The organism is Sphingobacterium sp. NPDC055346 (assembly GCF_053645235.1).
The window spans coordinates 270,509-286,076 of the sequence record NZ_JBSHMI010000005.1 but is presented as its reverse complement, the minus strand read 5'-3'; the positions used below and the strand labels follow the sequence as shown (position 1 = coordinate 286,076).

General features: G+C 39.5%; 9 protein-coding genes. 6 read left to right on the top strand and 3 right to left on the bottom strand.

Annotation, left to right across the window (positions count from 1 at the left end):
• Positions 1-146: 146 nt before the first annotated feature.
• On the bottom strand, positions 147-635 hold the full coding sequence (locus ACWICE_RS12230) for a hypothetical protein (RefSeq protein ID WP_454290965.1): 489 nt from the start codon (positions 633-635) through the stop codon (positions 147-149).
• Between the two features lie 285 nt (positions 636-920).
• Here ACWICE_RS12230 and ACWICE_RS12225 point away from each other — a divergent pair, with 285 nt between their 5' ends.
• Positions 921-4,139, top strand: coding sequence for a SusC/RagA family TonB-linked outer membrane protein (locus tag ACWICE_RS12225; protein ID WP_454290964.1), 3,219 nt, complete (start codon positions 921-923; stop codon positions 4,137-4,139).
• Positions 4,140-4,142: 3 nt separating this feature from the next.
• Positions 4,143-5,633 carry a SusD/RagB family nutrient-binding outer membrane lipoprotein gene (locus ACWICE_RS12220; RefSeq protein ID WP_454290963.1) on the top strand — a complete coding sequence of 497 codons (1,491 nt, stop codon included), beginning with the start codon at positions 4,143-4,145 and terminating at the stop codon, positions 5,631-5,633.
• A gap of 286 nt (positions 5,634-5,919) precedes the next feature.
• Here ACWICE_RS12220 and ACWICE_RS12215 read toward each other — a convergent pair whose 3' ends face one another.
• A complete protein-coding gene (locus tag ACWICE_RS12215; protein ID WP_454290962.1) occupies positions 5,920-6,069 on the bottom strand; it encodes a hypothetical protein in 150 nt (49 codons plus the stop codon).
• 809 nt (positions 6,070-6,878) lie between these two features.
• On the opposite strand from ACWICE_RS12215, the gene ACWICE_RS12210 reads away from it, so the two are divergent.
• Both ACWICE_RS12210 and hemW read left to right on the top strand, forming a co-directional pair.
• Positions 6,879-8,039: an FG-GAP repeat domain-containing protein gene (locus tag ACWICE_RS12210; RefSeq protein ID WP_454290961.1), complete on the top strand. Its 1,161-nt coding sequence runs from the start codon at positions 6,879-6,881 to the stop codon at positions 8,037-8,039.
• A 1,207-nt stretch (positions 8,040-9,246) separates the two neighbouring features.
• Positions 9,247-10,374, top strand: coding sequence for a radical SAM family heme chaperone HemW (hemW, locus tag ACWICE_RS12205; protein ID WP_312695792.1), 1,128 nt, complete (start codon positions 9,247-9,249; stop codon positions 10,372-10,374).
• Positions 10,375-10,433: 59 nt separating this feature from the next.
• Here hemW and ACWICE_RS12200 read toward each other — a convergent pair whose 3' ends face one another.
• Complete coding sequence (locus ACWICE_RS12200) at positions 10,434-12,899, bottom strand: glutaminase domain-containing protein (RefSeq protein WP_454290960.1); 2,466 nt, start codon at positions 12,897-12,899, stop codon at positions 10,434-10,436.
• Between the two features lie 430 nt (positions 12,900-13,329).
• Between ACWICE_RS12200 and ACWICE_RS12195 the strand changes: the two genes are divergently transcribed.
• Positions 13,330-14,778, top strand: coding sequence for a glyceraldehyde-3-phosphate dehydrogenase (locus ACWICE_RS12195; RefSeq protein WP_312695790.1), 1,449 nt, complete (start codon positions 13,330-13,332; stop codon positions 14,776-14,778).
• Positions 14,779-15,189: 411 nt separating this feature from the next.
• Positions 15,190-15,546, top strand: a complete 357-nt coding sequence (locus ACWICE_RS12190; protein ID WP_185213079.1) for a DUF488 domain-containing protein — start codon at positions 15,190-15,192, stop codon at positions 15,544-15,546.
• The last annotated feature ends 22 nt before the right edge of the window (positions 15,547-15,568 follow it).

The window sequence follows — 15,568 nt, the reverse complement described above, 5'->3', positions numbered from 1 at the left end:
TTCAGGAATAGCAATAAGTTAACAATAATATAATAAGGTTATTGATGAGATTCTGCGGGTGATTGCAGTGCTGTGGAGGAAGGTTTGGGCAATAAGAAAGCCGGCAAAACCCAATGTTTTACCGGCTTTCCACAAATGTCTAATTATTAAAACTTGAAGTTAAAACCAAGGTTAATTGCTCCGAAATTGACATCATTATTCACGGCACGGTAACCGCCGAAAAGTTCCCATTTCTGTTGTTGGTAACCAATTTTCGGCATATAGTAGAAACCTCCAGCATCTTCACCACCTGAAGTAGTCAAGGCATATCCCAGATCAGCTCCGATGAAGAATTCAGGAACGATAGAATATTGTCCAGAAGCCGCCAAAGGGATGTAGTTAAAATCTGAAAAGCCAGCGTCCTTATAATCAGATTTCAGGAAATAGTTCTGGAATCCGACAGTTGGTCCGACTTGGATCTTTTCGCCTACGCTCCAAAGATACGCTGCATCTACACCAGCAGTAAAGGAGGAAACATCGGCCACATCGCCAACTGGAAGTCCGATGTTGGCTCCGATCTTGAATTGACCTGGGCTCTGCGCATTAGCGTCTAAACTTAGCATTAAAATGGATGCAGCAAATACTAATTTTCTCATTTGAAATAGTTTAGGTGATTGATTTTCCATCCCAGTTTCAAACACCGATCCATCATTTGGTTTTATTGGTCCACAGATAGAGCTCCTAAATCTATATGTTTAAACAACCATTGATTAATATTTTTTATTTAAAGAAAAGGTTAGCTATCACTGATTTTAGTTCACAATTAATTAATGAATTATAAGTAATAATTTAATATTTGCTTAAAACTACCTTAAAATAGCTTTGCTTCTTTTGCAGAAATATATAGAACAGGGGTTCTATTATTAATCTAAATATTACTTATGGATTTATTAACCGTCCGAAAATCTCGGAAATTCAGCAAAATTGGCTATGCCCTTTTGTGCTGCGCGCTCATTGGAAAATCCGCTTCTGCAAGTAGTCTTGATGAAGCCCATTTCTATGAAACCGCTACCCTATCCATCCAGACCCAAGCAACTGGTAAGATAAAAAACGAAACCAACGAAGTCCTAGTTGGTACCACCATCCGAAACCTGACCAACAAGTTAAGTACAGCAAGTAAACTAGATGGTTCATTCCAAATCGAGGCTAAACAAGGCGATGTATTGGAGTTCACCTCACTAGGTTATGTGACACAGACCATTACCTACTCGGGCTCTCCGGTCAACATCGTGATGTTGAAGGATGAATCGGCATTGGAAGAAGTGGTTGTAACCGCAATCGGTATCAAACAACAAAAACGTAAGTTAGGTTATGCAACACAGGAAGTTAAAACAGAGGTGTTGGATCAATCTAAAACCATGAATATCGGGAATGCCTTATCAGGACAGGTTGCCGGATTGACCGTAACCAATCCGACAGGTATTTTCCAAAAACCTAATTTCTCCCTGCGTGGCAAGAATCCTATCATCGTAATCGATGGTATCGTTGTAGAAACGGATTTCTTCGATGTCCCTAGCGAGAACATTGCCAACATCAACGTACTGAAAGGTACCGCAGCCTCTACACTATATGGATCTAGAGGTAGAGATGGCGCTATCTTGATCACGACAAAATCAGCCAAAGAAGATGGATTGGAAGTGAGCTTCACCACAACGAACATGGTGACTGCAGGCTTCACGGTATTTCCAGAAACACAGACTGAATACGGTTCGGGATCGAATGGGAAATATGAATTCTGGGATGGTGCCGACGGTGGTATCTCAGATGGTGATATGACCTGGGGACCAAAACTGAATGCAGGGGTGAAAGTTCCGCAATGGAACAGTCCAATAAAAAATAAAAAGACTGGCGAAATCATTCCTTGGTGGGGTGATGTGAAAGGAACGATCTATGATGACCGCTCCTTATACGAACGTGTTCCGATGGATTTTGTGAGCCACAATAACCTTCAGGACTTCCTAAGAACAGGTTTTGTCAATGACAACAATGTAAGCATCGCTTATAAAGGGCAGAAAGCCGCTGTATTCTTTACCGGTAAATATGCTATCCAACAAGGACAGGTCCCTAATTCGCAATTGCAATCTGGCGGTGCGACGATGAACACTTCCTATATGTTCAATCCGTCCTTGAAATTGGACGTGAATCTATCGTATAACAAGGTCTATTCTCCAAATTACCCAAGATATGGCTACGGACCTAAAAACCACATGTACACCATCTTATTATGGATGGGTAATGACGTAAATGGTAAGGACCTGAGCGAGCATTACTATGTTCCTGGTCAGGAGGGGTTCCGCCAAGCGAACTATAACTATGCTTGGTACAACAACCCCTATTTTGCGGCAAATGAACTGAACCAACAACATAACCGCGATGTTCTGCAAGGTCAATCTACCTTGAACTGGCAGGTATCTCCAAACTTTACCGTTCAGGGACGTGCTTCGGCAAGACAGAATTCGTCTTTTGAAAATATGCAAAGTCCGAAATCTTATATGAACTATGGTGATTCAAGAAATGGTGATTATAAGGTTTGGAATAACAAGAGAGTTGATTTTGACGCGGACGTTTTGGCAACTTACCATGAAGAATTTGGTGAGAACTTTGGTATCAGCGTAAATGCTGGTTCATCTGTATACCAACGTAGAATGAACAATTCTTACTTGGCAACAGATGGATTGATCGTACCAAAACTATACAGTTTGGCTAATACGCAGGGTCCCGCTTCGGCTTCGACCTTCAACTCTGAAAAGGTGACCCGCTCGGTATACGGATCAGTGAACTTGGATTTATTTAAATCGACGTACATCAACTTCTCCGGAAGAAATGACTGGTCTTCTTCATTGCCACAAGGAAATAACTCTTACTTCTACCCTGCGGTTTCATTGAGTTCAATCTTATCTGATTACTTCAAATTACCTGCTGGAATTGACTATTTGAAGGTGTACTCCTCATTAGCACAGGTATCAAACGACTTAGATCCATATAGTACTTATTTGACTTATGGAAAGAACTTAACTTATGGATCGACTCCATCTGTTTCTTATAGGGATGTTCTTGCGAATCCTGCTATTTTACCTGAGCAGTCTACGGCTATCGAAGCAGGTTTAGCGCTTTCTTTCCTGAACAATAAAGTAAATGCCGAAGCAACTTATTACAATGTTTACGATGAGTTCCAGATCAGGGATTTAGCGATCTCAGAAGCTTCTGGATTCCCATTGAGAAAGTCCAATGTGCTGGATTTCAAAACCCAAGGTGTAGAGTTGATGTTGAATATCTATCCGATCAAGAATGAGAACTTCAGCTGGGATTTCTCGGTTAACTGGAGCAGACAGGTGAAAAAATTCGCTGCGATCCATGGCTCTGAGAAATTTGGCAACTATATGGTGGGTGACCGTGCTGATGCCTATTATGCTACCATTTGGCAAAAATCTGCTGATGGTCAAGTGATCCTGAACAATGCGACTAGGATGCCAATCCGTGACAGTTATGCTAAGAACGTAGGTCACTTGGATCCTAATTGGAGATTTGGTTTCCAAAATAGATTCAATATCCATGGATTCTCATTAAACCTAGATATTGATGGATCTGTTGGAGGATTGATCAACTCTGTAACCCATGAAAAAATGTGGTGGGGTGGCAAACACCCATCTTCAACCAAGTATAGAGATGCGGAATACACTGCTGGAAAATATGTTTATGTGCCGGAAGGTGTAATCGTAACAGGTGGTGAGCTGGTAAGGGATGTGAACGGGAAGGTGGTTTCTGATACCCGTACCTACGAGAAAAACACACAGGCTGTGAGCTGGCAGACATGGAGCCAGATCTATCCTTACCAAGCAAGGGTAACTGAGGATGAGAACAAATTCTTTGCAAATACCTTTGACCGCTCATTTGTTAAGCTTCGCCGCTTATCTGTAGCTTATGACATCAATAAATTCATCAAAACTTCAAAAGTGAAGTCAATCAATGCAACTGTTTTTGGTTACAACCTATTGATGTGGCAAAACATTCCATTCTTGGATCCTGACTATGGTGATGACAACAACCTTCAAGATCCGTCTGCACGTTACATTGGAGCATCCTTAAACTTTAAATTCTAAACCATGAATATCAAACATATTATCATATTGGGATTTCTTGCTCTCTTTGTGAGCTTAACCTCTTCTTGTAAAAAATTGGAAGAGATCAATATCAATCCCAACGAATCGTCTACAACACACCCACAGTTTTTATTGACAAAAATACAATGGGAAGCATTCAATGCCTTTAAAGGAACTGGTCCTTTATACGCCCTGAAAATGATTGTGCAGACTGATGGTGAGAACTCTAATCAGATCTATGCATGGCAACGTGGCGATTTCAGTGCTTACGGAAAATTGCGTGATGTAACGAAAATGATCGAGGAAGCTGAGAAAAGAAACTTGCAAGACTATATCGCCTTAGGTAAATTCTTCAGAGCGTATTATTTCTATAACCTAACGATGACTTTTGGAGATGTTCCTTATTCTGATGCATTGAAAGGTGAAAAAGAAAACAACTATTCTCCTAAATACGATAGCCAAAACGATGTATTTGTAGGGATTTTGAAGGAGTTGGAAGAGGCAAATACCTTGTTATCAAAAGTTGAGAACAGAATCGAAGGAGATATCATTTACGGCGGAACGGCTTCGCAATGGCGCAAATTGGTGAATGCTTTCAGGTTGAAGGTTTTAATGACTTTATCGCCAAAAGAGGCAGATGGAACAATTTCTCCGAAAGCTAAGTTCAGCCAGATCGTTAGCAGCGAACCTTTATTCACTTCGGGTACTGATGATGCTAAATTATTGTACTTAGATCAGATCGGAAACCGATATCCTGAATTCAACTCTAGTGGTTATGGTTCTGGTATGTACGTGGATTCGACTTTTATCAAAAGATTACAAGATCTTAAAGACGCTCGTTTATTCGTATTGTTCACCAGGACTCCAAACGCAGCCAAGGCTGGTAAAGCAGTTAACGATTTCACGGCATATGAAGGTGGGAACCCGATCAGACCTTATGATGAGGTCAACAAGAAAGCGACCAATGGTAATGTTTCAAAGGTTGCCGATCGCTTTACGAAGGATCCTACCAATGAACCATCGGTATTGTTGGGCTACAGCGAGCAACAGCTAATCTTGGCTGAAGCGGTTGTTAGAGGTTGGATATCTGGGAATGCTGACACTTTTTATAATGAGGGTGTGAAGGCTGGATTCAAGTTCTATGAAACTTATGCAAAAGGTCTTGGCAGCTATATAAATGAGGGTATAGCGAATACCTACTTGGCACAAAACACGGTAAAACTTTCTGCAGTTAGTGGGAAGGAAGAACAAATTGAGCGTATTATGATGCAAAGATATCTCCGTTCCTTCCATCAAGGAGGCTGGTCGGCATATTTTGACCATCTACGTACGGGGTATCCAAGTTTTGCAAAGACTAACCCGAATCATTTTGCATACAGATGGATGTATCCGCAAGCGGAATACAACTCCAATGCAACCAATGTAGCCGCTGCAATAGCTAGCCAGTTCTCTGGTTCTGATGCAATTACAGCCAAACCTTGGTGGTTGAAATAGTACTCTAAATTAATCATAGAAAAGGCCGGAAGTGTATATGAGGGCACTGAAAAAGTCTTCTTAAAAATTTAGAGGTTTCAAAATGCTTGAAAACCATGTGTTAAACCCTTTGAGAATCGAGTATTTGCGACTTAAAATATAGAAGCATTCAAATAGACAAAAGATAAGGGCTTATGAACATAAAAATTCATAAGCCCTTTTTTAATGGATAGTTTTTCAGTGCCCTCGTGTATATTTGTGGCCTTCTTTTTTATTTACTGACACTTGTGGATATAGGTATTTCACTTCAACCCCCAGGAGCGTTGCTCAACCTCCTCATTTTCTCATTATCTTCAATGGAATCTTCAGTAGCGGTCAATTCTGCTGAGTTTTGCAGCGTTACTTTCTTTGCTTCCGAATTACAGGGTGTAACCAAACCATGAAAGATAGTTCGCATAAGATTTCTATTTTTCTCATATTACCTGATTATTGGTAAGGCGTCAAAGCTACCGTAATCACTTAGTGTCAAACTAATGGTTTTGGTATCTGGGGACAGAACAGCAAATTTCTAGCAGATCAACGCCATCTTATCTGATCCTAAGTACAAAAGCTACTTACCTTTTTCTTTGCGAGGAATAGACATAAATTTTCCGGCGTCCTCTTTCAGTAGACTGTACTTTTTTGCATTTGGTTCATCGAATTGATAAAAGTTTTCACCAGGAAAGTTGATGCTTATTACATTTTTTTCAGTGTTGTCTAATCTTAACTCACATTTAGGAAGCCTCCGACAACTTTCGCTTTGGTAAAGCTCAATGTGCCATCATTCACTTATTTTGATGCGATTGCAGCTCGTGATGATTGAGCAGGTTTTGTTTTCTCTACATCCTCAATAACCACTTTGGTATCAAGTACACCCTGATTAACGGTATCCTTGCAATCTGTCCATTGGACTTATCTTGATTGGAGGTGGAACATGAGGCCATAAATAACAGCCCCACTCATATAGCGGTAATTAACTTGTGATTAACATTAATTTCTCTTTAAGCGTATTTTATTGTTGGAAGTATGAATCACAAATCATTTTGAATACCAAAAGATAAAAATATGATCTTACAGGAATTGAACAGGCGACCTTATGTCTTTCTCGTTTATTATCAAGCATGTCTTGGAAAGGCTATCACTAACTGCTTACAGCTTTTTGATTAATCTCCTAAAACCATGACAGCCCATGATGGACCTATATTGCCAATTGGTTAAATTGAAGATATGAGATTAACACTATTAACCATTCTAAGCCTAGGATTTATACTATCCTCTTCTGGTCAGGATCAAAAAAAGGACAACTTTGTCGGGCCTGTTCACTTCAAAAAAGTGAAGGTTTCATCGGAAACCTATGAATCTGTAGGCGTATTTGATGTGAATGGAGACGGGAAGCCAGATCTGGTGTCTGGAGCCTTTTGGTATGAAGGACCAGACTATGTGCAAAGACATTTTATCTCCGAGGTAAAACGCGTAGATGAATACTGGGATGAATTTATGCATATCCCAATGGATGTCAATGGAGATGGTAAGATGGATTATATAACCGGAGGATGGTTTGCCGGGACGTTATATTGGATGGAGAATCCTGGAGACAATGGGCATTGGAAGAAACATAGGATTGATTCAACCGGCAATATTGAGACGGCAAGGGGGTTTGACCTTGACGGAGATGGGAACCTAGAAATCATTCCAAACAATCCTGGGCACCCCTTGAAGTACTATAAATTAATCACCGACTCCAATGGTAAAGGGACTGGAAAATTCAGTAAGGTCGATGTGGCTCCAACTCAAGGACATGGAATGGGTTTTGGAGATGTAAATGGCGATAAACGGATAGATATCATTGTCAATAATGGTTGGCTAGAGGCTCCAAAAGATCTTAAGGGGAAATGGACCTTACACCAGGAGTTTGATTTTGGAGATGCAAGCATTCCAGTGTTAGTATTGGAAATCAAAAAAGATGGTATAAATGACCTTATCGTTGGTCAAGGCCACTCCTATGGCCTTCGTTGGTATGAACAAAAGATAGATTCTGACGGTAAACGAGATTGGATAGAACATCCTATTGATCTCAACAATTCGCAATACCATACCATGGAATGGATTGATATTGATGGCGATGGAGAAGAAGAGCTCATCACCGGTAAGCGATATAGAGCCCACAACGGAAAAGACCCCGGAGCTAACGACCCGATAGGTTTATATTATTTCAAATGGAATGGGGAGTCCTTCACAAAGAATATCATTAGTTATGGCCCCTTTGATCAAGGTAAAGGTGCTGGGATTTACTTTTCTGTAACTGATCTCATGAACACTGGGCGAAAAGATATAATAGTTGCCGGGAAGGATGGATTATATATTTTCTATAATGAAGGCAGGAAATAAGTATAGATTAATAAACTTAGTTTTCCTTGATGATTTTTAAACCAATCACACATACCTGGATCCCCTATTTTGTTTAATCTCAGTATTTTGACACCTCAACCCTACCCCCTTGCCTCCACATAATTAGCAACAGCTTTCCCAATTTCTACACTTGAAACCTCTAATAGCACTTGGCGTCCTTCAATTGGGGATTCGAGAATAGAATTCTCTCCGCTTTCAATGGCAAACTCCAATAATAATTTTGTTAGCTACTGAGATCAAAATTCAATAAACCAAAAAGCAGCTAAACTACCCATCGCTCCGAAAATGTACCTTGAGGTACATAATGGCAGATCTATGATTCTAGATCAATAATTATTATTAAATAACCTTAAAAATAAATTTATAACAAATAGTTTTGTTAATCAATTTTTCTGGTTTTTGATTATCTAGTTGGGTAGATGTGTATAAATTTATCACAAATGGATTTGTTAATCAATTTCGATGGTTTTGATTACCTAAGGATTTTGGTGCGCAAAAAAATATATCAAATATCTTTGCAACAGTTTAGATATTTTTGACTATTTACAAAGAAGTTCAAATAATTTATATCAAATCTATCTGATAAATATCCTTACCTCATGCCAAACTGAGCGAGCACCCAGAATGTGTAATTGTATTATAAATCAATTGCTTAATTGATGATTAGTAAGTAATTTTTAATTTGACATAATACTATCTTCTAAACTTATACCCCCCCAGCTAATATTTTGTTTTTCTTCTTTGATGATTGGCCCCGATTTTTTCTCATATCCATGTTTTGCAAAATTGAGATCAGTTTCACGTTTATTTATTATAGTACTAACTTAATATTCTCAGAATCCTTTTCCATGATCCGAACCCGCGAGCTTGAATAATCTTTATGGACATGGATGCCTAAAAATTCATAACTTCGCTCAGATTTATTATCTGAAGTCTTGTACTAAATATCTAGATATGTACTGAACACACCTGATTTAATGGTATAAAACGTACTTTAATCATGTTTTACTTTTGTTATTTTTTGTAATATAGAAGTAACAAGGTAAGTAACAAAACTTCCAAAAATCCTCACATAAACTTATAAAAAAAATATAGTTTTAATCGAATTAATAATCTGAAAATAAGGTTTTTAATTTTAAAATCTATTAATTTCTATCATAATTTATCTATACTTATATTTGCACCCATGTTCTATTTCCACATTCCATTTTGCAAACAAGCTTGTCACTACTGTGACTTCCACTTTAGCACTTCCCTAAAGTACAAGGAAGACCTGCTCCAAGCCATGCATCAGGAAATTGAACTCCGAGCCTCCTACCTCGAGAACAAAAAAGTAGAATCCATATACTTTGGCGGCGGAACCCCTTCCATCCTCCAAGCAAAGGAAATCGACGCCTTAATCGGCAAAGTTGCCAAATACTTTGAAATCAGTTCGGATGCAGAGATCACCCTTGAAGCAAATCCTGACGACTTGGATAAAAAGAGAGTCCAGGAACTCCGCAACACCGAAATCAACCGCTTTAGCATCGGCATTCAATCTTTCTTCGAGGAGGACCTCAAATGGATGAACCGTGCCCATAATTCCGAAGAAGCCAGATCATCGATCATGCGCGTTCAAGATGCAGGTTTTGAAAACATTACCTGCGACCTTATCTATGGCTATCCCCTATTGACCAATAGCAAATGGAAATCTAATATGCAATCCCTGATTGACCTGGAAGTCCCACATATCTCATCCTATTCCATGACAGTGGAAAAGAAAACCGCATTGGCGCATCTGATCAACAAGGGAAAAACCCCTGCTCTCAATGAAGAACAGAGCGCCGAACAGATGCTGATGCTTATCGATACATTGACTTCCTTGGGATATGAACATTATGAGATTTCCAATTTTGCTAAGCCGGATCGTTACGCCCGTCACAACAGCAATTACTGGAAAGGAAAACCGTACTTAGGCATAGGCCCTTCAGCACATTCCTTCAACGGAACTTCCAGGTCCTGGAATATTGCCAATAATGCCCTGTACATCAAAGGTATCCTAACCAAAGAACTCCCGTTTGAAACTGAACAACTGAGCAAGAAAGACCGATTCAATGAATATGTCATGACCTCTTTAAGAACCAAATGGGGAATCGACAAAAACTACGTGGAAAAGGAATTTGGAAACGATTACCTGAGCAGCATCCTTAAGAACATCGAGGAATATTTTCACAAGGAGCTAGTTTTAATCTCTGAAGAAGGCATTATAAGCTTAAGCCCATCCGGAAAATTACTGGCGGATCAGATAGCAGCCGAATTATTTATCGTCGATTAAAAACAAAGGAGGATGCTTTCGCACCCCCCTCTCTAATTAACCTAATATATAACCTGATCTTAATTTCCTTTTTTAATCAAATCCTCAAAACGTTTGATGTAATACCCACCTACAACCGCTCTTGCCTTAAATCCTCTGCGTTCAGGACGATCTGTCCAAATCCAATCCGACATCGGCACCCGTGTTGTTGACTCGTTCATGAACAGATAAACAGGCTTTAGGAACTTAAGGAAGTCCTCATGTTTATCCGCCATTGTAGCTGTCCAAAAAATCCAATCCGTCTTGGTATAGGCTTCACGGCTGTCCAAAGGAAGCCCGTATTTATTCTGTTTGGTCAAGTAGTACTTGATCTCCGTTTCCCTGATCTTCGGATCAAAAATCCCCATATCAAAGATCTTGTCCCAAACCATGTTGTATTTCTGGCTCCAGGTTCCTGATTTATCAAAAGTAAGCTTGTAATGATCGCCATCCTTTGCCATCTGCTCCCACTCTTTCGCCATTTGCTTAGCCTTATTAATATATTTCGTGCCTACTTCATCCTGCCCCAACATCTTTGCTAAATGACCATAGGATGCTATTCCCATAATAGCCTTGACTGAAAGGTTCGCATTATGGGCGAAATGACCTGCAAAATCATCTGTACAAAGCTGATTTTCCGGGTCTAGGCCTTTTTCGACCAAATAATCTGCCCAAGTGGTCAATGTAGCCCAATGCTTGTTCGCATAATCAGCATTTCCTTCTGCCCTTGCAATGGCGTAAGTCAAGATCAACATATTTCCACCTTCTTCGATCGGCATATCCCCACCGTATGTCTGACCGTTTCCAACAGGATAGGTACCGATATCATGCGAAGGGAATGGTTTCTGCCATTTTCCAGACTCTGAATAATAAAAGATAAAGTTGGCCAGGCCCTTTGCAAGTTCTGGATTATAGATCAAGAACAGAGGTGATGAAGGATAGGTAATGTCCACCGTACCGATAGAACCATTACTGTCGTTTTCTTTTGACAACCAAAGCAGGTCACCATTAGGCGCTTCTACCAGTTTATGGGCAGCAATGGATTGTCTATAAGCCAAAGCACACAGCTCAGCATATTCTTTTCCATATTGCTGATATTCTTGCATGAATCTATCATCAAACTTCTTGCTCGCCGCCATCAATTGATCATACTCCTTAAAGGCGATTTCAAACTGCTGTTCAATGCTGCTGTTTTCTTTACGGTTCCAATAAGGCCTTAGGTTGGTATTAAAATATTGAATGGCATACAAATCATCATAGCCAATGGCAATTTTGCCTTTTGCCGTACCATTGACCTTCAATTTCTTGGTCAATGCCAATTGCTTTACTCCGCCCTTTTGATCAGCATCGGTAGCAGCTCCTAAAGCAAATGCAGAACGCAATGTCATGCTCGGGGCTACCTTTGCCGTTGTTCCGGCACTTTCACTGGCCAAATAGAAATATCCCCAATCGTTTTTCACATGGTCTCCCGTCCTGCCCAATATCTTTTGCGATGTTGACCCTGTCTTTAAATAGGTAATTCCATTTTTTTCAAAGCTACTTGAAACCGATTCCTGGGTCGGAAGGTTCAATGCCCAATTTGGGGAGGCTTCAAAATACAGCTCAATTTCTTTCGGTTGTGGCGATTTGATTTCATAACTCAAATAGTTGATCGGCCTAGACAATAATTCCAGATTATCCAAAAATACTGGAGCCGTAAAGGTCACTTTCAATTCCACATCTCCACATTGGAAGGTATATAGAGTCTGCATAGGCTGTACATCTACAGAAATCTGCTTTGCTGTATTTGCAAAAAAGGCCTTATCACTACGCTCCACCAACAGTCCAAAATCCAGAAAGCCATTTGCGCCTCCGTTGAAACAGTAGGCGGCAATACTATTCTTGCCTTTCTTTAAGGTCTTTACTACCTCCTCAGATAATTTAACTCGTTTATTCTTTCCAGTTCCACCATGGTTGACTACTTCAATGCCATTCATATAGATCTTGACATCATCATCATGCGAATATTCCAGGTACACGGATTTATTGCTTAGATCTTCTGCAAGTACCACTTCTCTCCTTACCCAGATCTTATCTGTGGTCCAATTGGTCTTGCTCAGCGATTCATTTTCAGTTGTACCAAATGCACCTTTCCCAGCTTGCCATTTAGAAGCATCGAAACCCTTGGCAGACCAATCTTTTGCTGGTTCCGTGGTTACATACTTTCCATCCCATGCCTTGTCCTCTCCGTTCGGGATTACCGTTAGCATCTCTACATCCTCGGCTCCCATAAATCGATAGAACTGTCCGTCCACTTTCAACACTCCCATAAAAGGCAAGTTCTTATCCGACCAATGTGAAGGATTGGAATCATATAGGTTATTGGTATAAGACCATGCGCTGGTATTTGGGTCTAAGGTAATCAGGGGAAAAGCTGGTGCTCGTAAATCATTCTTGATATGTTGCGCTGACAACATTTGTGTCAGCAGCAATATAAAAACCCCAAGGACATTTGTTTTATTAATCATAGGTAATTCTGTAAATCGTCTGTGATAGATATAGCGGAGGTCCAAGACTCAAAAAAACTGAATTCTAGGTATTCCTCATGAAATATTTTCTGGATTAAAGGTTTATTATCTCTTATCGATTAGCTTAAAGATAGCAACTAAAACGTTTTAAGCAACTTCTGTAAGGAATTCTTTACAATTCATTAAAATGTGTAATAAACCTAGATTATTAAATATTTATCCCAAACAGCACTTTATTAAGTAAAATAAGCAAAAAGCGTTTAGCAAACAAGAGAAGAATGTTGATATATTCCCAAAATATCATTGCCATTTTTAAAAAATAACAAAAATAACAAACCTTAAATAGCTTTTCCTTGCCAAATTTTCAATTTTAATTTTTTAAGCAATACAAAAGCTCTAAGTTTGTGTGAAATTTCTTCATTCAATAATTATGATACACAATTCTACTTTTGAGGACCAGATCAAAAGTTACAAATCAAACCAAAATGCATGCGTTAAGCTTATTCAAATAATAAGCGACTTATGGTTTAACCAATCCATAGAACTCGTGCTCTTCAGAAACCAATTGATCGATCGCCGAGTTAGTTTTATTCTGAATCTACATCAAGAAACAAAAGAGTATACCGGTGTTGAGTTGAATATTATGGAAACCTTAAAGGTTGCCGAGGCTATCTATGCCCTAGATCTCAATCCTTCAAGGTTAGATATCGGAAAATTGGCATTGAACATCCGCAAACAACGCATCCAAGAAGCTGACGTCCAAGAATTTGTCCGCAAAGAGTTGGAACCAGCCAATCAACACTTACCTTTCCAGCCAAAAGATGTGGTTCTTTATGGTTTCGGAAGGATAGGAAGGCTCCTTTCTCGCGAACTCATTAGCAAGGCTGGAGCAGGCAGACAATTGCGTTTAAGAGCCATCGTAACACGAGATGAGGTTGATAAAAAAACATTGGAGAAAAGAGCAGCTTTGCTAAGACAAGATTCCATCCATGGAAACTTTGATGGCGAAGTTGCAGTTGATGCTATAAACGGGGCATTGATCATCAATGGGATTCCCGTGTACATTATCTCTGCCAAAAACCCTGAAGATATCGACTATGGTAAATACGGTATCAAAGATGCCTTAGTTATTGATAATACAGGTGCTTTCCGTGATGATAAAGAATTGGCTAGGCATCTGACATCCAAAGGAGCTGCAATGGTCTTATTGACCGCCCCTGGAAAAGGTGTTCCTAATGTCGTCTACGGAGTAAATGAATTGGATGCAGATCCTAAAAAGGACCATATTTTCTCAGCAGCTTCTTGTACAACCAATGCCATCTCACCGGTATTGGCAGTTTTAGAAAAAGAATTGGGCATCAGTAAAGGTCATATCGAGACCATTCACTCCTATACCAATGACCAAAACCTAGTCGATAACATGCACAAGAAATCCAGAAGGGGCCGTGCAGCTGCATTGAACATGGTGATCACAGAAACCGGTGCTGGCTCAGCAGTGGCACAAGTATTGCCTGCCTTGGCTGGAAAGCTCACCTCCAATGCCATCCGCGTTCCTGTACCAAATGGATCATTGGCAATCCTCAACTTAGAATTAAATAACAAAACAACCTTGAACCAACTGAATGATCTCCTGAAAAAGGCTGCATTGGATGGCGACCTGGTTGAACAGATAAGCTATACCAACAATTCGGAACTCGTTTCTTCAGATATCATCGGAACTTCAGCAGCTTCAGTTATCGATGCTCCTGCAAATATCGTTTCGGAAGATGGAAAAACAGCCATTATCTATGTATGGTATGATAATGAATATGGTTATTCTCACCAAGTCATGCGATTGGCAAGACATATCGCTGGTGTAAGGAGATATACTTATTATTAATAATGAAAAGGGGCATTTTGACCAAATTGCCCCTTTTCTTTTTTCTTTTTCAAATCTCATTCCTGCTTTTAACAGGTTCATTCCCATAACAACCATCCAAACATAATAATCTGAGACAAAAACGGAGGATGGGAACAAATCAAATAATTACGAAATCCTTATAATTCATAACATTTATTGTATAACTGTTCTAAGTCAATACAATTTATTCTCAACAAATATTAGCGTTCATCGGAACTTGTCCAGAGAAGATTTCTCTATCAAAGTACATGAACCCGTTTTAAAACCGAATATTTGACAACTAATGTATGCATAAACTGGAAAGAAGACAATTCATTTGGCAATCCAAGATGAAATTTTGAAAAATCAAAACAAAAACCTTTCATATTCCTTATATTAACATATAATATTATGGAAATCCAAATTAAAAGGATATATGAGCCCCCGTCACCCCTTGATGGGTATAGGGTTTTAATTGATCGGATTTGGCCCAGAGGAGTAAAGAAAAATGGCGCCAAATTGGATGAATGGAACAAGGATATCGCTCCTTCAACTGAATTGAGAAAATGGTTCGGACATATACCCGAAAGATTTGATGAGTTCTCCCTTAGGTATCAAACAGAATTAGATAGTCAAAAAAACGACCTTTTAAGATTAGGAAACATTGCGCAAAAAGAAAACCTTTGCCTTCTCTATAGTGCCAGGGATCCCCTACACAACCAAGCGATAGTCTTAAGGAACTTTTTATCCAAATTGACCAATGGATAATTTAAGCATTCCTGGGACGTGA